This is a genomic window from [Clostridium] celerecrescens 18A (assembly GCF_002797975.1).
Lineage (GTDB): Bacteria > Bacillota > Clostridia > Lachnospirales > Lachnospiraceae > Lacrimispora > Lacrimispora celerecrescens.
Window position 1 is genome coordinate 574072 of sequence record NZ_PGET01000001.1, and the last position, 19258, is coordinate 593329.

Genomic DNA, 19258 nt, shown 5'->3' on the forward strand with positions numbered 1-19258 from the left:
CCGGAGGAACAAGATGAGCAAAATATTTGACTGGCAGCTGGTGTTCACGGAAATTCCTGCATTGCTGAAATACTTGCCTGTAACACTGCAGCTGACTGGAGTTGCCCTGATAATTGGTTGGGTGATAGGGCTTTTGATTGCTGTGGTGAAAATCCACAATGTCCCGATCCTGCGGCAACTATGTACTTTATTTGTTTCGGTCGTACGGGGAACCCCGATTATCGTCCAGCTATATCTTACGTATTTTGGAATTCCTATCGCATTGAAATACTATAACTTTTACAATGGAACTTCATATAACGTAAATGGAATCCCGTCAATTATTTTTGCGATCGTGGCCCTGGGGCTTAATCAATCCGCTTTTGATTCAGAAACCATACGGGCAGCCATACAGTCCGTGGAAAAGGGGCAGGTTGAGGCAGCCAAGGCCCTTGGAATGAACGGGTTCCAGATATTTCGCAGGGTATTGTTTCCCCAGGCAGTGACAGTAGCCCTCCCCTCCCTGGGAAACTCCCTCATAAGCCTGGTAAAAGGGACCTCGCTTGCATTTACCTGCTCGGTCGTCGAGATAACGGCTCAGGGCAAGATTCTTGCTGGAAACAGCTACCGGTATTTTGAAGCATATTGTTCTCTGGCAATCATCTACTGGGTTATGACGATTTTTATTGAACGGCTGTTTGTATATTTAGAAAAAAAGATGAGCGTTCCGGAAACGGTTTCGGCAGAAGTGTCCTGCGGACATATCTTTACACCCGGTAAAACGGGGTGGGCCCTGTCCAAAAAGCATGGACAGGAACAGGGAAAGGAGGAATAAGTGTGAGCGTCATTGAAATTCGTGGATTAAGTAAAAAATTTGGCAAGAATGTGGTGCTGGATAACATTGATCTGGTTATTCACGAAGGTGATGTGGTCGCCATCATCGGACCATCGGGCACCGGTAAGTCCACTCTGCTTCGTTCCATCAATCTGCTTGAAAAACCGGAAAAGGGAACCATCAAGATAAACGATCAGGAAATCGATCTTACTACTAAATCAGCCAGGGAAAAACTGGAGCTGCGGAAGAATACGGAAATGGTATTCCAGCAGTTTAATCTTTTTAAGAACCGGACCGCCCTGGAGAATGTAATGGAAGGGCTGATGGTTGTAAAAAAGTTAAAGAAAAGCGAGGCCAGAAGCATTGCAGAAAAGCACTTGCAGAAGGTGGGGATGGGGGACCGTTTGTCCCATTATCCCAGGCATTTATCCGGAGGGCAGCAGCAAAGAGTGGCCATCGCAAGGGCGCTGGCCATGGACCCGAAACTGCTTCTCATGGATGAACCGACCTCGGCTCTGGACCCGGAGCTGGTGAGTGAAGTTCTGATTACCATAAAAAAGGCGGCCCAGGAGGGCAATACCATACTCCTTGTCACCCATGAGATGAATTTTGTAAAAAACGTGGCCAATCGGATCATTTTCCTGGAAAACGGAAAAATTGTAGCTGACGGAACACCGAAAGAGATCTTTGATAATCCGAAAAACCAGCGGTTAAAGGAGTTTTTAGTAAAGATTCACATGTTGGAAAGCGCTGATTATACGATCTAACCGAAGCAAGCAGCAAAGCGGATCGCAAATATCCGCTTGACAGGGGGAATGATATGGCAGAAGGAATCGAGGTATTTGAGAACACATTTCGTCATCAGATTCAGGCTGACGGAAAAATCAAGGTCCAGGATAATTTTTTCAAAAAGAAATTTGGAAGGGAAGAAGGGGAGTGGCCGGTGGAAGCCGGCCGGTACCGTCTGCTTTGGATGCCGGCCTGCTCTCATGTGCACGGCTGGGTATTTACAGAGGATCCGGATGAGAAGGATCCTGTTTTGGGAATCCACTATTTAAAAGAAATTTATGACAGGGATACTCCTGACGGGGATTACAAGGAGCGTCCCACCGTTCCCATTCTGGCAGATACAACCACAGGAAAAGGTGTGAATAATGACCACTTCTGGATCCCGGTCTATTTTGAAACTTTCTGGAAGCCATATCATAAGGAAGGTGCACCGGAGCTTTATCCGGCTGAACTCCGTAAGTTACAGGAGGACTCCCATGAATGACATTACGTACAAGATAACAACAGAAGGGATTCACTGGCAGGAGGTTGCCGATGTGCTGCGGCGTTCCGGACTGTCAGACCGGTCTGCCAAAGATCAGGAGACCATCTTTAAAAACAGCTATGCCGTGGTGTTTGTCTATGATGAAGAGAGGATCGTGGGTGTTGGAAGAGCCTTATCCGATGGCGTCTGCCAGGCAGCTATCTATAATATTGCTCTTGATGAGGAATATCAGGGATACGGAATCGGCAGAAAACTGATTGAATTGCTGCTTGATCAGGTAAAGGGCCAGAATGTCATCCTTTACACCCATCCCAGGACGGTCGCCTTATACGAAAAAATGGGATTTCGCAGGAATAAAACAGCCATGAGCATATTCCGGGGTTCAGAAGATTCCTTAAACTGGATGAAAAAGGAAGGATTCCTGCTTCCGGAAAAATACCGCTTTGTTGATGAATACGGCAGAGACGATATGAAACAATAGGCAGGTTTAAAAAAAGGATGAGATAATTACAATGTCAAAGAAATTTATAAAGGATGAAATTGAAAAAGACGGGAAATTCAAACGGCAGAAAAACCAGTTTACAACACCATTTGGAACAGAAAAAGGGCAGCTGCCTGTAGAAGCAGGCAGATACCGCCTGTTCTGGTCCCCTGCCTGTCCATGGGCTCACCGCTCCGTCATTGTAAGGAGCCTGCTTGGGCTTCAGGATGCAATCAGCCTGGGCACCCTGGATCCTGTCAGACCTGATGTAGGGCGGACCGATTGGGCATTTACACTGGATGAATATGAGGAAGATCCGGTATTAAAGATCCGTTATTTAAGTGAAGCCTATTTAAAAGCAGATCCCGGATTTAAGGGAAGGTTTACCGTGCCTGCAGTCGTGGATTTGAAAACAGGAAAAGTCGTAAATAACGATTACTTTAACCTGACCAGATACTGGGAGGTAGAGTGGAAGATATACCATAAGGCAGGAGCACCGGATTTATACCCGGTGGAATTAAGAGAAGAGATTGATATATTAAATAATATTCTTTTTCATGAAATTAACAACGGAGTCTACAAAGCAGGTTTTGCCAGAAGTCAGGAAGCTTATGACGAGGCATATCATCTTGTCTTCAACCGTCTTGACTGGCTGGAAGAACGCCTAGGTCACAGCCGTTACCTGTTTGGAGATAAGATTACGGAATCCGATATCCGATTGTATGTAACTCTGGCCCGCTTTGATGTGGCCTACTATAATGGCTTTTTATTAAACCGCAGCCTGATTTCTGATTATCCTAATCTATGGGGATATGCAAGGGATCTATATAAACAGCCGGGATTTGGTGATACGACGGATTTAGAGGCTATCAAAAAACACTATCATTTATGTGCTGTTTCCACGAACCCATATGGTATCGTTCCTAAGGGACCGGACCTTTCCATCTGGAAAACACCTCATGGCAGGGATAAAATCAATTTTGAACTCATCGGGCAAAAGGTACGCCCAAAGGAAATAGAGAAGGAAATTGATGAAAGAGGAGCATTTATCCGTCAGCCTAACCGTTTTACAACTCCCTTTGGAGATGGTGAAAAAGATTTGAAGGCAGAAAGCGGCCGGTACCGGCTGTTTTGGGCAAAAGGCTGCCATTGGTCCAACCGGGCTTCCATTGTACGGGAGCTATTAGGACTTCAGGAGGCAATCGGTATCAATTTGGTTGGCCACAGCAAAGAAAATCGTGCATATGGCTGGGAATTCGTGTATAATGAGGACAGAAAAGACCCGGTCCTCGGCGTTCAGTATTTAAGTGAGCTTTACTATAACGCGGATCCGGATTATGAAGGACGCTGTACCGTACCGGCCCTGGTTGATGTTACTACAGAAAAGGTAGTAAATAATGATTACCACAGGCTTACCAACTATTTCGAAACAGCGTTCCGACCATTTCAAAGCCCGGATGCACCGGATCTGTACCCGGAGGAACTGAGAAGAGAGATCGATGATTACAATGACTGGCTTTTCCCTAATGTAAATAACGGGACTTACCGGATGATGTTCGCGCAGTCCATCACCGCTTATGAAGAGGCATTTGAAGACTTTTATCATGCACTGGACCTTATCGAAGAGCGCCTTTCCAAAACCCGATTTATATTTGGAGATTATGTGACTGACAGCGATGTGCGGCTTTTTGTGACCCTGGCAAGGTTTGATAGCCATTATTACAAGAATTTGGGCCCCATTAAGCACAGAATCGTTGATTTCGAAAACATCTGGGGATATTGCAGGGATTTATATGAAATTCCTGCATTCAGGAACAATACGTATTTTAAGGATATTGCGGCGCCCCAGTCAGAAAACAAGTCATTTTTTCAGGATTTTAATTCCCGTTTTGTAAATCAGATTGATTACGAGGGTATCTGGTCTGCTCCTCATAACCGGAAGGAATTAAGCAAAACGCCGGAAGAAAAGTTTAAAAGATATGATAATTAAAATATGAATTTAAAGAAAAAGAGCAGGTGGCGATATGATTCAAAGAAGCAGGCTGGTCAGCCAATTTATAAAAATGGTGGAATTCGATTCCGAAACCTATCAGGAAAGGGAAATCGCGGACTATTTAACAGGCGAATTAAAACAGCTTGGATTTGAGGTGCGGGAAGATGATGCCGGTCACCGGTTGAAAGAGAAGCTGCCGGAATATGGAAGCGCCGCTCCCACTGGAAATCTTTACGGCTATTTAAAGGGTACCACAGGTTCTGCCCCCATTTTACTGTCGGCCCATATGGATACGGTAAAGCCTGGCAAGGGGAAACGCGCGGTCCAGGATGAAAAGGGGAAAATTACCTCAGAAGGGGATACGGTGCTTGGAGCTGACGACCTTTCCGGAATCGCCGCTATATTGGAGGCAGTCCGTGTGGTTAAGGAAAACAACCTCCCTCATGGAGATATTGAGGTCCTGTTCCCGGTAGCTGAAGAGAACTATGGAAAAGGAAGCCAGCTAATTGATTATTCCCAAATAAAGTCAAAACAGGCTTATGTATTTGATTTAAGCGGGGAGATCGGCCTGGCTGCAACCGCAGCACCCACCCTTCTTTCCTTTGCAATCATGGTGAAGGGCAAAAATGCCCATGCAGGCTTTTGCCCCCAGCTGGGGATCAACGCCATTGAAATCGCAGCCCATGCCATTTCCCAGTTAAAGCAGGGCTGGGTAGACGATGAAACAACCGTAAACATTGGGAAAATAAGCGGTGGAAAGCAGACCAACATTGTTTCCGATGAATGCATTGTATTAGGAGAGATCCGTAGCTTAAAGGATCATAAGGCTCTGGCTGAATGGAACAGGCTGAAGGAGATCTTTGAAGGCAATGCGGCTGGATATGGCGGAGGTCTGGAGATCTCTGTGGAAAAGCAGATTGAAGCCTATGAAATAAGTGACAGTGAAGAAGTGGTAGAACGGTTCAAGCGCGTCTGCCGGTCCCTTGGCTTAAAAGGCTCCACCCAGTATACTCTGGGCGGCAGTGACAATAACCATTTTGTTAAGGGCGGGATCCGGGGGATCGTGGTGGCCTGCGGAATGAATGAAGTCCATACGCCTAATGAATTTACAACGGAAGATGCGCTTGAAAAAAGTGCCCTCCTGGCCCTGGGATTGATTACGGAAGGCAATTGACGGGATTCCTGTTAGAACAGTTTTGACAAGTTTTTGTCAATGAGAAGTAATTCCGCTATTTTTAACTGGAAATCATCATCAATGTCAATAGAGTCAAAGGCGTTCATCAAATAGGGTAGGGTTTTGCCCTCATAAAAGCTTTTATGCTTCATAAAATAACTGGTCAGAGCCAGGTAAATAGCCCCGTTAATTCTGTATTCCGGCGGCATATCCTGTCTTCTGACCTGTTTTTTATCCGAAAATAAGGCTTTCACCCTTCCTTCCTCTGTAAGCTCAACGGTTAAATAGGAGTGGGATTCTGACTTGCAGATACTGACGACAGAATCGGCATCATTTTCTAACAGGATATCAGCGCTTTTCATCATGTGCATTTCGTTTCTAAGAGGAGAGGTGGGCTGTAAAAGCATGAAGCAATCAAACAATTTTCCAAGCTGCCGCAGCTCATTGATGACATGCAGTATGACGTCATTGGAGGAAGCCTGATCCGCAGCCAGCTCCTTTGGGCGCAGAAAGGGCACGCTGGCCCCGAACCGCTCTGCGATTTCCGCATAATTTACAGAGTCAGTAGAAACCACGATATCATCGAATATTCCGGAACGCTTACAGGCTTCCACCGTATAAGCCAAGAGGGGCTTGTGGTTGATTTCCCGGATGTTTTTATCGATGATCCCTTTTGAACCGCTCCGGGCAGGTATGATCGCCAAAAAAGTCTTATTTCTATACATTACAATCTCCATTCCACATCATAAAAATGCTTTTCCAGATGAATTCCCTTTTTAAATATCTGCTTAATGATCGAGACGATCTGTTTGCTGGTCTCTATGCCTTCGTAAGGGTTTGGAGCTCCTTCACTATACCGGTCATAGGTCAGGGCTTTCTGGACTGCAGCCACGATTTCGTTTACAGAAGAGCCGCAGCTTATGACAGAGGCAGGTGCGATCCTTCCATCCTGCCTGCTTCCGATATTCACGGAGGGAACCTTATAAAAAGGCGCTTCCAGGATTCCGCTGGAAGAATTTCCGATCACAGCCTGGCAGCAGTTCATCAGGCTTAAATAATTCTGGGTGCCAAGGGAAGGGAACACTGCCGATTTGTCAGGATTCCTGCTTACGTAAGCAGTGATCATTTCGTTGATCCGGTTCCCGCCGGTGTCGGAATTGCTTTTTGAAAAGACGACAAATAAGTCCGGGAAATACAAAAGCGCATCTGCCAAGGGTTTAAATTGAGCCGAAGGGCTCTCCTGATCCAAAGTGGCAGGATGAAATGTGACAAGAGCAATGGGAGGGGCCAGTGAGATCCTTAGCTTTTCCTCCAATTCCTGCCTGGTTAATAGCTTTATGGTTTTCATGTTCTCAATACCAAGAGCTCCGACCCAATAGACTCTGTCAGGAGCTTCCCCTAACTGAATGACCCTTTTCCGGTATTCCATTGTGCTGGTGAAATGAAGATAGCTCATCTTACTGATGGCATGCCTCATGGAGTCGTCGTATGCACCTCTTGTTATTTCCCCGCCGTGAATGTGGGCAATGGGGATGTTACAGATGACGGCTGCGCTTGCTGCAGCAAAGATTTCATACCGGTCTCCAAGAAGCAGAACCATATCCGGTTTTAACCGCTGGTAAGCTTCGGATAAGCTGATCATTTCCAGCCCCATGGATTTGCAAATTCCAAGGGAGGTGTCTGAAGCCAGGTTCATTTCTATTTTTTCGTCGATCATTATTCCATTATTTTCCATGTATTCGCAGCCATGCCCATATCTGGTATCCAGATGGCTTCCGGTGGCAATAATCTGCAGTTTAAAATCCGGATCCAGCCCGACACGGTCCAGCACTGGCTTTAATAAGCCGTATTCCGCACGGTTTCCGGTCACTACGCATAATTTGATCATTGGTCGATCCTTTCGTCTTTCAGATAATCTCTTTGAGCGGCAATTCCCAACAGGCTGGGTATCTTCATGGGAGATATCCCATATGCGCAGCGTTTTGCGCACAGGTTTTGAAGGGTAAAGGTTTCTCCCTTTTTAATTTCCCTGGAAGCCACCAGGTATTTTCTCACATAATCCCTGTTCTTTTGCTCCGCTTGCGTAGGCTTTTTGACCCCGTCACCCAGGGCGGCTTCAATATTTCTGATACTGCCCACCATTTGTTGGAATTCATCCGGCTCCAGGCTTGCCTTGTGATCCGGTCCGGGCATGGTTTTATCCAGGGTCATATGCTTTTCAATGACACAGGCGCCAAGGGCTGCAGCGGCAATGGCGACTTCGATTCCCGGCGTATGGTCGGAATACCCCACCCGCTTGTGGAACTTTAGCTTTAATGCATTCATGGCATTTAGATTCACATCCTCCATCAGAGTTGGATAGGAGCTGGAGCAGTGGAGCAGTGTGATTTCCTGTCCGCCTTCCTCTAGAATTTCCAGAGCTTCCCCTACCTCTTCCTCTGTGGACATTCCCGTGGATAGAATGACTGGCTTCTTTAACGAAGCTATTTTTTTCAGATAGCTATAATTTGTGATCTCTCCGGAAGGAATCTTTATGAGATCGACCCCAAGCCGGTCAAGAAATAGGAGGCTTTCTTCATCAAAAGGAGAAGACAGGAACCGAATGCGCCGGAAGGAACAGTACTGAAACAGCTCTTCAAATTCCTGCCAGGATAGTTCCAGGCTTTTTAACATTTCGTATTGTGACATGGTCTGACCGGTATTCTCAATCTGATAGTCCGCTTTCCTCGCATCCGGAACCGCAAGATGCTTTGCCCGAAAGGTCTGGAATTTGATGGCATCTGCTCCTATGACGCTTGCGGCATCCACCAGCTGTTTGGCAATGCTTAAGTCGCCGTTATGGTTTACCCCTGCTTCGGCGATGATCATAACGTTACTCATGGTAAGCTACCTCCTTTGCCGGACTTCCAAAAGCCAGCTTATTTGATGAAATATTTTTCAATACAAGACTCCCAGCGCCGATCACGGTGTCATTTCCAATGGTCACGCCTTGTATGATGGTGGAATGGGCTCCAATATGGGAATTGGCCCTGACCAGGACATTTCCGCATAAGACGCTTCCGGGTGCAATATGGACAAAGTCATCAATCCTGCAGCCATGTTCAACGATGGCCCCCGTATTAATAATCGTTCCATTTCCTATGGAAACATTGGAATTGATGAGAACTCCCTTTCCGATAAAGTTTCCTTCCCCGATTTTAAGAGTTTCTGAAAGGACGGAGCTTTTATCCAGGATATTGGGTAATTCATAGCCTATTTTCTTGCACCTCTCGTATAGCCTCCGCCTTGGTCCCGGATTTCCCATGCTTCCTACGGCGATTACCGCATTTCTGATCCCCCTGTTAAAACAGTCGGCTAAATCTTCATCATTACCTATGATCTTTATGCCAAGGACCTCTGTCCCCGCTTTTTTGCTGCAGTCCAGAATGCCGGTGATCCTATATTTTTCCAGTCCTCTGATGGTATCGATGATGCTTTCCGCATGACCGCCTCCGCCGATCAGAATCAGTTCCTCTTTCATAATTTCATTCTCTCGGCCATTTTTTTCATTTCGCTGAATTCCCCCATATCCAGCCAGGCGCTGTCCATGACCGGATAGGCACCTACCTGCTCCCCGTTTTTTAAACATCTGCGGATCAAGTCTGTCATATCAAAATACTGATTCTGAGGGATGTATTTTAAGATTTCCTCCTCTAATACATAAAGTCCGGTGCTCACTAACAGCTCATATCTGGGTTTTTCATTTAAGGCATCAACGGATCCGTTTTCTCCTAAGGTAATTACCCCATAGGGAATCTCATAGCTCTTCATGGCTGTGACAACCGTGATCTTGTTTTTATGGGTATTGTGATACAAAAGAAGCTTTGTATAATTGACATCTACTAAAATGTCGCAGTTGCTTACAAGAAAACTCCCCTTGATCTCCTTTTTAACCAGGTTTAAGGATCCGGCTGTTCCTAAGGGATCAGCCTCTTCAATCAGATGGAGATGATAATGATGGTCATCATTAAAATAAGCTTTTATAAGCTCTTTCTTATAGTTTATGGTAAGATAGAATTCATAAAACCCATACTCCATCATCTGATTCATAATCCGTTCTACAATGGGGGTGTCTCCGATTGGGATCAGAGGCTTTGGAATGATCTTTGTATAGGGATATAGCCGGGAACCTCTGCCTCCTGCCATGATGACTACCGGTGTCTGGGTTTTCTTCTGACGGCCCGGATTATGATCGTTCAGCTCATTCCAAAACAGGATATCGGTGACCTCATTGTTGTCATTTACCAGAGGCAGCCCTTCAATTTGTTTTTCTTTCATGATCTCCAGCGCCAGATGGCTTTTCTCTTTTTTTATAACAACAGGGGCAGTATTCATGATCAGGCGTACGGGCATGGAAATATCCTTATTCTTTAATATCCACCGCCTGATATCCCCGTCTGTGAGAACACCGGCCAGCTTATTATTTTCTTCAACAACAAGGATTTTTCTTGCTGTCTGGTCCAATTGTCTGATTGCCTCCCGAATAGAAACATCCGGTGCAATAATAAATTTACGAACTTCCATGCCTATCCCTCTTTCAGACTGCTAAATGCAGTTCAATGCTTGAATGATATGATCCATATCCTTTTTTAAAAGACTGGTACTGCAGGGAATATTGATGACCCGGTTCCAGTAAAAGGGAGCCTTTTCTATATAATACGCCTGACAGTTCTCATACATCTTCTGGGTATGGGCAAGCTGCCAGATAGGCCTTGTTTCAATATCCTTTTCCTTTAGCTGCTTTATGACTGCATTCCTGTCCAATCCATCGTTTTTAATGAACAGGGAATAGAACCACCGGTTGTTTCTCGCCTTCTGGTTAAACTTAAGCAGTTCAAAGTTTTCCGTTGATGTTATGGCATTGCCGTAGTACTCATAATTGATTTCCTTGATCCGGATAAAATCCTCCAGGCATTCCAGCTGGCCGACTCCAAGGGCGGCCTGTAAGTTGGTCATGCGGTAGTTATAGCCCACTTCATTGTGAGTATAATGGAAGGGATCGTCTTTTGCCTGGGCAGCAAGATACTTAGCTCTTTCTAAGTCCCTGCCATCCTTTGCGGTCAGCAGCCCCCCTCCTCCTGTGGTGATGATCTTATTGCCGTTAAAAGAATAGGCTCCGAAATCGCCTATGGTCCCTGCAAATTGTCCATGGTACGTTCCCTGATTGTAGCAGGTTCCTAATGCTTCTGCAGCATCTTCGATCAGTTTGAGTCCATATTGCCCAGTCAATGCTTTCAGCCGTTCCATATCCGCCATGTTTCCAAAGATATGGACGACAACAACTGCCGTGATGATCCGGTTTGTACTCTTATTAATCAGCCCGGAAGATGTCATGACGCATTCCTTTTTCAAAAAATCCTCAAGCTTGTCACAATCTATATTCAGAGAGTCATCACAATCCATAAAAACTGGAGCAGCACCTATGTATGCAGCTGGATTGACTGAGGCAATAAAGGTAAGGGTTGGGACGATCACTTCCTGTCCCGGTTTCACACCGGATAAGAGCATGGCTAAATGGATCGCGGCAGTTCCGCTTTGAACGGCCGCCGCGCCGGGGACATTTAAATAAGAAGCCATGTCCTGCTCAAATCTTGCCACATAGCAGCCTGCTGTCGATATCCAGCCGCTGTCAAGGGCATCTAAAATATATTTTTTTTCGTTCCCTGCTAGATTGGGAACCGATAAAGGTATCATATTCGTTCCTCCGCTCCTGGTCTGATTCTAAAGGTTATAGATGCCGGCCTTATATTTATCCTGATTTTTCTCCATCCAGTCAATGGTTTTCTTAAGACCAAGGGAAAGAGAGTATTCCTGGTTCCATTCTGTAAGTTCTTTTAACTTTTTATTTGATCCAAGAAGCCTGTTTACCTCGCTTTTTTGAGGACGCATACGTTCTGGCTCGCAGACGATCCTGGCCTGGGGATTGATCTGGCGGATCAGTTCTGCTGCAAGTTCGCCGATGGAGATTTCCGTTTGGCTTGCAATGTTGATTTCCTCGCCTAGGGTTTTTTCTGATTTTTCTATTTCAATAAAACCGTTTACGGTATCTTTTACATAATTAAAATCCCTGGTGGGAGTCAGACTGCCAAGGCGTATCTCTTTGGTCCCAGTCAGCAGCTGGCTGATAATGGATGGTATAACAGCTCTTGCAGACTGCCTGGGGCCATAGGTATTAAATGGCCTGACAATGGATACCGGAAGGGAAAAGCTTCTATAGAAGGCTTCTGCCAGCCGGTCGGCTCCGATCTTCGTAGCGGAATAGGGCGATTGTCCCTGAAAGGGATGGGATTCATCAATCGGAACGTATTTGGCGCTGCCATAAACCTCTGAAGTAGAGGTGATGAGTACCTTATCCGTACCAAGGCTTCTTGCGGCCTGGAGGACATTTAATGTTCCCTTTATATTGGTATCCACGTAGGAATCCGGAGAGTGATAGCTAAAGGGGATGGCAATTAAAGCGGCCAGATGAAAGACCGATTCGATCCCTGTCATGGCGTTCCTTACGCCGTTTGGATCCCGGATATCTCCGGGGTGTACCTCTATTTCCTTCTTTATTTCATCAGGAAGAGAATCCAGCCATCCCCAGGTATTGAAGGAATTATAAAAAGTAAACGCTCTAACATCGTATCCCCGTTCAACAAGTGTTTCCGTTAAATGACTGCCTATAAATCCATCTGCTCCAGTAACCAGAACCTTTTTCATGTTTCCTCCCTTACCTGTGATGGTTATCGAAAACCTTTATTTTATAACTGCTCATTCTATCTGAAATAGAAAAACAGAATTCTCCCTGATTGTTGGTCAGTCCATGTTCAAGATAGGTCCCTTCATATTCTTGTTCTTGTACTCCTTCGTTATATAGTGGTGCAAGCTTTTCTAAGATAACAATAGCACCTTTGACAGGACAGGAATCTTCATAACGGACCCTTCCTTTTATTAATATACCTTCCATATGATATTCATGATTAATCTGTTCCATAATGCAACCCCGCCTAAGTGGTTAAAAGTGGTTCGTAAATATCCAGCTGGTAACAAGCGAATTTGTCTTTTTCCACGGCTATGGCAAACTCTCCGGACTCATTGGTGATCACATAGCCTTTGCTCACCCTCTGGTTATCCCCGGTAATTTTGCTGACCCGGACAACAGCGCCCTCTAAGGCTTCACGGCGTGAATTATATATAGTGCCTGTTAATAAAACCTTATCTGACTTTTCAATGGTAATGGTTGTCTTTAAAATGTTGCGGTTCTTTAAATTCTTAGGTGACAAGATGATCTCTGTATAACCACTCAATGGGTTTCCTCCTTTCTGCATCAGAGAAGGGGAGCATAGACCGCTAATTCATACTTCATATAGGTCTTTGCTTTCATCGAGAATAAATAATACCCATTCTCGTCCGTCAAGGTATAACCCAGCAGGCTTCTGGTATTATCCCTGCAGTCGATCTGGGTGATCCGGACCGCAGCTCCTGCACAAGGCTTCTGGCTCTCGTTGTATACGGTTCCATTGATGATCTGGAATTTCTGTTTTTCTAAGTGGATGTCAAAATGATATTCCGGGTGGGATTGGAGTTTAGCTCCGTTTATTCTTAAAGAGGACTTTTTGAAACAGTTCATATAACTTGTTATGCCTCCCTCCGCTTTCCGGGGGTTCCGTAATGCTGCGGGTATATACGGTCACATTTAATTCCTGTCTATCCTTCGTATCCTCAGCATTAATAATGTTACCCGTCTGTTCCTTCCCATTGATGATCATTTTATTTACTTCCACCTCTTTGTATTTTATATCATTGATTTCTTTGTTCCTGCCTTCCGTTTCCATTGCCTTATCCCCTTTTTTTATTAAACTATATGCGGTTCATAGAATTCTGTTACCGTTTCCAAAATGGTTTCTTTTACTTCTTCAAGCATTACTTTCATTTTTTCAAAATATATCTTAAAAGCTCTTGCCTGATGCTGCAGATCAGAGGTTAGTTTTTCATAATCCGCAGCAGACATGTCAAACGTTCTTTCCTTCATTTCATAAACGAATTCGCTGAAATATCCTCCCAAATATCTGGTGTCAGCAGCATTTTCAAAATCATTTACAATCTTTAGAATATATAAGATACGCTGCAGGTCAATATCCGTTTCTTCCATATCGAGTAGAGATTTTGTCTGGTTTTCAGAGCATATGATTTCACATAACTCCAGACCCTGGCCTGCCATTATCCGGTATTCTTCAATGAAGCAAAGAAGTGTATCTATGGTCTTCCTGCTGTCTATCTGGATCTCCTGGTTTGGGATGCAATTCTTTTTTTTCCTTCCGGAAGTTTCTTCCTTAAATACTTCCGACAGCTCCTTATGGGGTGCGCCTTTTATATCCGCACCATAGGAACAATTAATAAAACGGATTCGTTTTTGGTCTTTATAAATAGTAATATAATGTTCCAGCCTTCGTCTGTAATGATCCAGGGTGATGGTCGTCCCGACCGGATTGCCGTACACATCCTTTACAATGGTTGTGGCCCCATAGGGAATACTCTTATCATAATCAAAGACTGCGCTGTCTGCATGATGTTTATTATAAGTATAAGCGAGATCCTGGCCCAATAATATGATGGGAGAGCAGCCCATCATGTTTGCAATATCAATACAGGCGTGGGCAACCGAACCTCCGCAGTAAACGCTCTGATAATGTTCAAAGCCCTTTACTGTTTGAGAGAGCAGGAGGGAAATAAAGATTTTATCTCCCTTATAATTTCCGACTAGATATCGGTTGCTGTATTCATAGAAAGCAAGGGGAACTTCTAAGTCCAGACAGTTCTTCATCATATCAAAGTTTGCATCAACCGGATCTACGGATACGATCATATCCGGAAGGATCCCATGTTTCGTTAATGCCTCTGCAGTCCTGCTTCCGGTAATAATAAAGTACTGGTCTAACTGATCCTTATGAACGAGCATATCCCTGATGTTTGAATCCAGGGAAGGACCTCCGGATACCACAAGTGCAGGAACATTGAGATTGGCAGACCGGTAGTGGTGAATGGGTGTGCTCTGATTTAAAACCTTCATATTTGCAGTCATATTCTGAATGAAAATTTTCTTGAAACGTTTTGCAAGCTCCACCTGGGAAGCCGCGTTGATGATGGTCCAATCCAGATGTTCAATCAATCGGTCGTATTGTTCCTTATAAACACTGGAATAGTTGCCGAATGCGTGAAAGTAAATATTATTGATATTTTTAAAATGAATGGTATTGTCAAAAATTTGTTTTACCTGATTTTCCTCAAACAGAACAAGGCTTATATTGTCTGCTAATTTGGAATCGAATTTTTTAAAAATCCCAGGGTTTGGTTCAAAAATGATCACTCTGTTTTTGGAACAAAGTAATTTTTTCAGATCTTCAAGGTATTCTCCCGTATCTATTCCGAATAAAAATATCAGGGAATCAAATTTCAAATCCTCTAAAGTATATAATAATTGATTGATTTCTTTTCTGTAATCCAGCTGGTCTGCCAGAAAAGAAAATTTCTTATTTTTCTTTATTCGATATACGTGATATCCATCCATTGTTTTATATTTTTTCATGATAATCTCCGTGTTGACTGGCTTTTTATTCCCGTTTAAACGGGCGAATAAGCAATTAATTTGTATTGCTTTTCCCCAATCCTGGGAAGTGATATTCCATAAGTACCATCTTGAAGTGTAAAGGTTACACCTAAGCTTTTTCCCTCAGAAGGGATATGGGAATCATCTACGAGAAGTATTTCAACCGCAGCGTTTGGCAGTGGCTTTCCTGTTGGACTGTATACGGTTCCCGTGATTAATATAAACGCGTTATTTGATAAGGTAATGTCTGCTGTCACGACTCCGGAACAAATGATCTGACAGCCTGTGAAAATTATTTTTTGCTGCATTCTCCCCCTCCTTTGTTTATCAATTGATGTTTCTTTAAAGAAAGGTGCCTCAAAGGTTCCTTTCCATCCCATACATGCCAGATATTCTAATATTAGCTTGAACTCGTTCGTATTTGGTGAGCGTGATGTTGGATTTTTAACCTTTGAAGCACCCTTTTAAATGTTAGTGAGCATAGAACTTAAATATCAGCTTTACCCCGGCTCTGCAGGTAATGCCATAGATGGCATTTGCATCGGTAAATGTTTCCCGGCTGGGAGCAGCAGTGGTAGGTTTTGTACTTTCCCATACCGCTACAGCACCGCTTCTTAGGATTGTATTACTGAATAATGCAGAACCTCTTACTAAAAGTAACCCCCAGCTTGTTGTAGAAAGATTAGCAGGAACCAGTACTCCTGAAATTGCAGAAGCAGCTGAGATTGTTTTTGCGATTGGTTTATAGTTGGCCATAAGGTTGCCCCCTTTTAACAAGTTGTAGAAATACGTATTTCTTATATATAGTATGTCCGTAGCAACAGAAAGTGACTGTCTGGGGGGAAGCAGGGGAAACGAGAGATCAGGACTTTAGAAAGCAAAAAAACAAGAGGGATACAATTTTCCATTATCACATCTAATTCAAGGACTTTTTATTACTAATGAGATAATTTTTCCCAATTATGGTTTTTATTTCTTCAAAACTATTGTCTTTTATTTAAAATCGGTTATATTACTTTATATGTTATCAATTAATTTTGTAACAATACAAAGGAGGATTTATGAATTTAAAAGGAATTCGGCGGAAGATCATCTTAAATACATTGATTGTTACCATAATTATTTCTGTGGTCACAACCATTGTATTATCCGTATCCGCCATGTCTTTGACCAATCTAACATTGAAGGAAACCCTTATGCCTTTTGCCAAAACTGCCTCAAAAAGCATTGAAAGCAGTCTGCATATCATGGCAGACCGTATATTTATGATTGGGGAAAATCATGAACTGACATCAGAGGAAGCGACTCTTGAGGAGAAGCACCAGGTTCTTGACAAGGCCACATCTGGTATAGAATTTGTATGGCTGGCCCTCTACACCCAGGATGGCAGACTGTATACGGGTAACGGAAACAGTCCTTCCGATATTTCTGGGGGTGATTTGTTCAAAAGGATGCAGGAAACCCAAAATCTTGTGATCGGGGATACCTCTGTCGGGGAAAATGGACTTGAAGTATATGTGGGTATGCCCATAGCCACAGAAAAGAATAACACTTATTATTTGGTAGGAAGTTATAAGTATGACATGCTTGATGATGTGATCAGCAGTATACATATTGGCTACAGCGGCCACGCTTTTGTTATGAACGAAAGCGGCCGGGTGGTCGCTTACCCTGATACAGATTTAATCAGGAGCGGAGAGAATGTATATTCTCTTTATAAGGATAATGGAAAGCTCCTGGAAGTATTTGACGCAATGAAATCAGGAAGGATCGGATCTGCTTCTGTGTCCTTAGATGGGAAGGATACTCTTGTGGTTTATGCTCCTGTACGAGGTGCTAACTGGTATTTGGCCATCATAACGCCAAAATCAGACTTTACGAATATCGTAAACACTGCCGTTATGATCAATATAGGCATTACCATAACCCTTACCCTGCTTGCAATCTTGTTTATCGCCCGGTTTGCAGGAAAAATCTCAAAGTCTTTGAGAAGTGTAACAGAGCGGATCCAGAAGCTGGCTCAGGGAGATTTGACAAGCCCTGTGGAAGTGATGATGACAAATGACGAGGCCCAGACTCTTTCCAATTCACTGAAAGAGACCATTGAACAGGTTAGCGGATACATTTCCCAGCTCCAAAATGCCCTGGAACGGCTTTCTGCCGGCAATTTAGACGTCAGCGTCAGCGATCAGTTTGCAGGAGATTTTGTGGTTATGAAAGATTCCATTCATAATATTACGGATTTCTTAAACCTGTTGATCAATGACCTTCAGCGGTCGGCGGAAACCCTGAACCATGCTGCCCAGGAGGTATCCCAAAGCGCCCGCCTTATGAATGAATCTTCCGGCCATCAGTCCATGTCCATTGACCGGCTCGTGGAGGAGACAGACTCCATCTCAAAAGACATTGTCATTGTGGATGAGCATGCAAGAACCGCCCGTGAACTTATGGAGCAGTCCATGGAAAAGCTGTCAATGGGCGATGAACATATGGAGAATACCCTTCAGGCCATGGAGAATATCAGCCATAATGCGGCCGAAATAACAAAAATCACAAAATTCCTGGAAGAAATAGCATTCCAGACAAACCTTCTTGCCCTGAATGCAAGCGTTGAAGCCGCCCATGCAGGCGAAGCAGGAAAAGGGTTTGCCGTAGTAGCAAATGAAATCCGTGATCTTGCTGAAAAAAGTGCGGAATCTTCAAAGCGTACAGCCGAGATGATTGTACATTCCCAACAGGCGATTGAAGAGGGATCCAGATATGCCGATCTTACCGCTCATTTTTTAAATGAGCTGACGGATATCTCCAAGCAGACTTTTGAGATAACAGAAGACCTGGCAAAACTTGTGGGAAATGAGAAGTTAAGTCTTGAGAATGCGTCTCTTGACATCTCCCAGATATCCCGGCACGCCCGCCAAAACCTTGAATCCAGCAGTGCTGTGGCTTCTTTAAGCGGTGATCTGGCACAACAGGCTCAAAGTCTTGAAGAAATGTCCGGACGCTTCCGTCTTCGTTCCGGTTCCGAAAGGAGGGATGGACAATGAATCAAAGAAAACGCTTTGTCATGATCTTCCTGGTCCTTATGACTATGTTTTCCGTAAGCGGCTGTAAAAAAGAGGAAAGCAGGCTGGAGGATGGCTTTTACTCGGTAGAAATGTCGGATTACATCAATGGCTGGAAGGAATTTGTCACTATCCGTGTCAGCGGCAGCAAAATCGTTACGGTTGAGTACAATGCTAAGAATTCAAGTGGATTCATAAAATCATGGGACATTCCCTATATGCGTAATATGCTCGATAAAAAAGGGACATATCCCAACCGCTATACACGCACATATGCAGCTAGTTTCCTGGCATCCCAAAGCGATAAGGGAATCGACGCTGTAAGCGGTGCCTCTGTTTCTGGAGGCAATTTTCAGAAAATGGCCTCTCTTTTGATGGAAAAGGCAAGAAAGGGAGACGACTCTCTCGGTATCGTAGAAATTGACCAATAGATCAACGGAGAAGCCGGTTTTATTTCCAAATAAAAAGGACTGCCGCCCCATCGATGGGTACTCATCGATGGGGCGGCAGTCCTTTTACTGTATGTGATATAAAAGCATCGGAAAAAGATGGCAGCAATTCCGGCTCTTATTATTAGGTTGAGCCGGCAAAGAGGCCTTTCAGAGCGACTCTGCCGACTTAGTAAAAACATATATGTAAGCGCTCTGACCGCTTTCTTTTGCTTTTATGTTTATAATATTATCATACAGGAAAATTGTGAAGTAAATTTGACCAGGTTCTAAAGAAAGTATGAAAGAAATGAAGAAATTCTGACAAAAATTGGAAATGTATCCAAGCCGATGCTGCTTATACTATTCATAACAGAGAAATCCCTGTTATGGGATGTTACGGAA

At 44.1% G+C, this 19258-nt stretch carries 22 protein-coding genes; 8 read left to right on the plus strand and 14 right to left on the minus strand.

Annotation, left to right across the window (positions count from 1 at the left end):
- Window positions 1-13 precede the first annotated feature (13 nt).
- The 6 genes from H171_RS02690 to H171_RS02720 are packed head-to-tail and all read left to right on the plus strand — an operon-like array spanning window position 14 to window position 5735.
- Complete coding sequence (locus H171_RS02690) at window positions 14-814, plus strand: amino acid ABC transporter permease (protein ID WP_100303771.1); 801 nt, start codon at window positions 14-16, stop codon at window positions 812-814.
- Window positions 815-816: 2 nt separating this feature from the next.
- Window positions 817-1581: an amino acid ABC transporter ATP-binding protein gene (locus H171_RS02695; RefSeq protein ID WP_100303772.1), complete on the plus strand. Its 765-nt coding sequence runs from the start codon at window positions 817-819 to the stop codon at window positions 1579-1581.
- A gap of 53 nt (window positions 1582-1634) precedes the next feature.
- The gene (locus H171_RS02700; protein ID WP_100303773.1) at window positions 1635-2087 is read left to right on the plus strand and encodes a glutathione S-transferase family protein; all 453 of its coding nucleotides are present in this window, start codon (window positions 1635-1637) and stop codon (window positions 2085-2087) included.
- The gene (locus H171_RS02705) at window positions 2080-2568 is read left to right on the plus strand and encodes a GNAT family N-acetyltransferase (protein WP_166433585.1); all 489 of its coding nucleotides are present in this window, start codon (window positions 2080-2082) and stop codon (window positions 2566-2568) included. The genes H171_RS02700 and H171_RS02705 overlap by 8 nt, the downstream gene beginning before the upstream one ends.
- Before the next feature lie 31 nt (window positions 2569-2599).
- Entirely contained in the window at window positions 2600-4558 is a 1959-nt protein-coding gene (locus H171_RS24400) for a glutathione S-transferase C-terminal domain-containing protein (RefSeq protein ID WP_207655170.1), read from the plus strand.
- Between the two features lie 34 nt (window positions 4559-4592).
- Window positions 4593-5735 (plus strand): M20/M25/M40 family metallo-hydrolase, encoded by a 1143-nt coding sequence (locus H171_RS02720; RefSeq protein ID WP_242976840.1) that lies wholly within the window; start codon window positions 4593-4595, stop codon window positions 5733-5735.
- A gap of 11 nt (window positions 5736-5746) precedes the next feature.
- On the opposite strand, the gene H171_RS02725 is transcribed toward H171_RS02720, so the two are convergent.
- From H171_RS02725 to H171_RS02790, 14 genes are all read right to left on the minus strand, one after another.
- Window positions 5747-6460 (minus strand): acylneuraminate cytidylyltransferase family protein, encoded by a 714-nt coding sequence (locus tag H171_RS02725; protein ID WP_100303774.1) that lies wholly within the window; start codon window positions 6458-6460, stop codon window positions 5747-5749.
- Window positions 6460-7623 (minus strand): UDP-N-acetylglucosamine 2-epimerase, encoded by a 1164-nt coding sequence (gene neuC / locus H171_RS02730; RefSeq protein WP_100303775.1) that lies wholly within the window; start codon window positions 7621-7623, stop codon window positions 6460-6462. The genes H171_RS02725 and neuC overlap by 1 nt, the downstream gene beginning before the upstream one ends.
- Window positions 7620-8615 (minus strand): N-acetylneuraminate synthase, encoded by a 996-nt coding sequence (gene neuB, locus H171_RS02735; RefSeq protein ID WP_100303776.1) that lies wholly within the window; start codon window positions 8613-8615, stop codon window positions 7620-7622. The genes neuC and neuB overlap by 4 nt, the downstream gene beginning before the upstream one ends.
- Complete coding sequence (locus tag H171_RS02740; protein WP_100303777.1) at window positions 8608-9255, minus strand: acetyltransferase; 648 nt, start codon at window positions 9253-9255, stop codon at window positions 8608-8610. Before H171_RS02740 ends, neuB begins: the two co-directional genes overlap by 8 nt.
- On the minus strand, window positions 9252-10298 hold the full coding sequence (locus H171_RS02745) for a nucleotidyltransferase family protein (RefSeq protein ID WP_100303778.1): 1047 nt from the start codon (window positions 10296-10298) through the stop codon (window positions 9252-9254). The genes H171_RS02740 and H171_RS02745 overlap by 4 nt, the downstream gene beginning before the upstream one ends.
- Before the next feature lie 21 nt (window positions 10299-10319).
- Window positions 10320-11468 (minus strand): LegC family aminotransferase, encoded by a 1149-nt coding sequence (locus tag H171_RS02750; protein WP_100303779.1) that lies wholly within the window; start codon window positions 11466-11468, stop codon window positions 10320-10322.
- Window positions 11469-11495: 27 nt separating this feature from the next.
- A complete protein-coding gene (locus tag H171_RS02755; protein ID WP_100303780.1) occupies window positions 11496-12476 on the minus strand; it encodes an NAD-dependent 4,6-dehydratase LegB in 981 nt (326 codons plus the stop codon).
- A gap of 10 nt (window positions 12477-12486) precedes the next feature.
- Window positions 12487-12750 (minus strand): hypothetical protein, encoded by a 264-nt coding sequence (locus H171_RS02760; RefSeq protein WP_100303781.1) that lies wholly within the window; start codon window positions 12748-12750, stop codon window positions 12487-12489.
- A gap of 13 nt (window positions 12751-12763) precedes the next feature.
- Window positions 12764-13063, minus strand: a complete 300-nt coding sequence (locus H171_RS02765) for a hypothetical protein (RefSeq protein WP_100303782.1) — start codon at window positions 13061-13063, stop codon at window positions 12764-12766.
- Window positions 13064-13083: 20 nt separating this feature from the next.
- Window positions 13084-13386, minus strand: a complete 303-nt coding sequence (locus tag H171_RS02770; RefSeq protein ID WP_100303783.1) for a carboxypeptidase-like regulatory domain-containing protein — start codon at window positions 13384-13386, stop codon at window positions 13084-13086.
- Complete coding sequence (locus H171_RS02775) at window positions 13343-13591, minus strand: hypothetical protein (protein ID WP_100303784.1); 249 nt, start codon at window positions 13589-13591, stop codon at window positions 13343-13345. The genes H171_RS02770 and H171_RS02775 overlap by 44 nt, the downstream gene beginning before the upstream one ends.
- Before the next feature lie 20 nt (window positions 13592-13611).
- Window positions 13612-15342 carry a motility associated factor glycosyltransferase family protein gene (locus H171_RS02780; RefSeq protein WP_100303785.1) on the minus strand — a complete coding sequence of 577 codons (1731 nt, stop codon included), beginning with the start codon at window positions 15340-15342 and terminating at the stop codon, window positions 13612-13614.
- Window positions 15343-15377: 35 nt separating this feature from the next.
- Entirely contained in the window at window positions 15378-15671 is a 294-nt protein-coding gene (locus H171_RS02785) for a carboxypeptidase-like regulatory domain-containing protein (RefSeq protein ID WP_100303786.1), read from the minus strand.
- A 163-nt stretch (window positions 15672-15834) separates the two neighbouring features.
- Window positions 15835-16119 carry a hypothetical protein gene (locus tag H171_RS02790; protein ID WP_038279977.1) on the minus strand — a complete coding sequence of 95 codons (285 nt, stop codon included), beginning with the start codon at window positions 16117-16119 and terminating at the stop codon, window positions 15835-15837.
- Between the two features lie 305 nt (window positions 16120-16424).
- Between H171_RS02790 and H171_RS02795 the strand changes: the two genes are divergently transcribed.
- Both H171_RS02795 and H171_RS02800 read left to right on the plus strand, forming a co-directional pair.
- On the plus strand, window positions 16425-18407 hold the full coding sequence (locus tag H171_RS02795) for a methyl-accepting chemotaxis protein (RefSeq protein ID WP_100303787.1): 1983 nt from the start codon (window positions 16425-16427) through the stop codon (window positions 18405-18407).
- Window positions 18404-18856, plus strand: a complete 453-nt coding sequence (locus H171_RS02800; protein WP_100303788.1) for an FMN-binding protein — start codon at window positions 18404-18406, stop codon at window positions 18854-18856. Before H171_RS02795 ends, H171_RS02800 begins: the two co-directional genes overlap by 4 nt.
- Window positions 18857-19258: the final 402 nt, after the last annotated feature.

Bases quoted from the DNA above. Each gene is read 5' to 3' on its own strand.
- H171_RS02760 (WP_100303781.1), bottom strand. From the start codon at position 12,750: ATGGAACAGATTAATCATGAATATCATATGGAAGGTATATTAATAAAA.
- H171_RS02705 (WP_166433585.1), top strand. From the start codon at position 2,080: ATGAATGACATTACGTACAAGATAACAACAGAAGGGATTCACTGGCAG.
- H171_RS02690 (WP_100303771.1), top strand. From the start codon at position 14: ATGAGCAAAATATTTGACTGGCAGCTGGTGTTCACGGAAATTCCTGCA.
- H171_RS02775 (WP_100303784.1), bottom strand. From the start codon at position 13,591: ATGGAAACGGAAGGCAGGAACAAAGAAATCAATGATATAAAATACAAA.
- H171_RS02780 (WP_100303785.1), bottom strand. From the start codon at position 15,342: ATGAAAAAATATAAAACAATGGATGGATATCACGTATATCGAATAAAG.
- H171_RS02755 (WP_100303780.1), bottom strand. From the start codon at position 12,476: ATGAAAAAGGTTCTGGTTACTGGAGCAGATGGATTTATAGGCAGTCAT.
- H171_RS02750 (WP_100303779.1), bottom strand. From the start codon at position 11,468: ATGATACCTTTATCGGTTCCCAATCTAGCAGGGAACGAAAAAAAATAT.
- H171_RS24400 (WP_207655170.1), top strand. From the start codon at position 2,600: ATGTCAAAGAAATTTATAAAGGATGAAATTGAAAAAGACGGGAAATTC.
- H171_RS02795 (WP_100303787.1), top strand. From the start codon at position 16,425: ATGAATTTAAAAGGAATTCGGCGGAAGATCATCTTAAATACATTGATT.
- neuB (WP_100303776.1), bottom strand. From the start codon at position 8,615: ATGAGTAACGTTATGATCATCGCCGAAGCAGGGGTAAACCATAACGGC.
- H171_RS02700 (WP_100303773.1), top strand. From the start codon at position 1,635: ATGGCAGAAGGAATCGAGGTATTTGAGAACACATTTCGTCATCAGATT.
- H171_RS02745 (WP_100303778.1), bottom strand. From the start codon at position 10,298: ATGGAAGTTCGTAAATTTATTATTGCACCGGATGTTTCTATTCGGGAG.
- H171_RS02770 (WP_100303783.1), bottom strand. From the start codon at position 13,386: ATGAACTGTTTCAAAAAGTCCTCTTTAAGAATAAACGGAGCTAAACTC.
- H171_RS02800 (WP_100303788.1), top strand. From the start codon at position 18,404: ATGAATCAAAGAAAACGCTTTGTCATGATCTTCCTGGTCCTTATGACT.
- H171_RS02720 (WP_242976840.1), top strand. From the start codon at position 4,593: ATGATTCAAAGAAGCAGGCTGGTCAGCCAATTTATAAAAATGGTGGAA.
- H171_RS02790 (WP_038279977.1), bottom strand. From the start codon at position 16,119: ATGGCCAACTATAAACCAATCGCAAAAACAATCTCAGCTGCTTCTGCA.
- H171_RS02725 (WP_100303774.1), bottom strand. From the start codon at position 6,460: ATGTATAGAAATAAGACTTTTTTGGCGATCATACCTGCCCGGAGCGGT.
- neuC (WP_100303775.1), bottom strand. From the start codon at position 7,623: ATGATCAAATTATGCGTAGTGACCGGAAACCGTGCGGAATACGGCTTA.
- H171_RS02740 (WP_100303777.1), bottom strand. From the start codon at position 9,255: ATGAAAGAGGAACTGATTCTGATCGGCGGAGGCGGTCATGCGGAAAGC.
- H171_RS02785 (WP_100303786.1), bottom strand. From the start codon at position 15,671: ATGCAGCAAAAAATAATTTTCACAGGCTGTCAGATCATTTGTTCCGGA.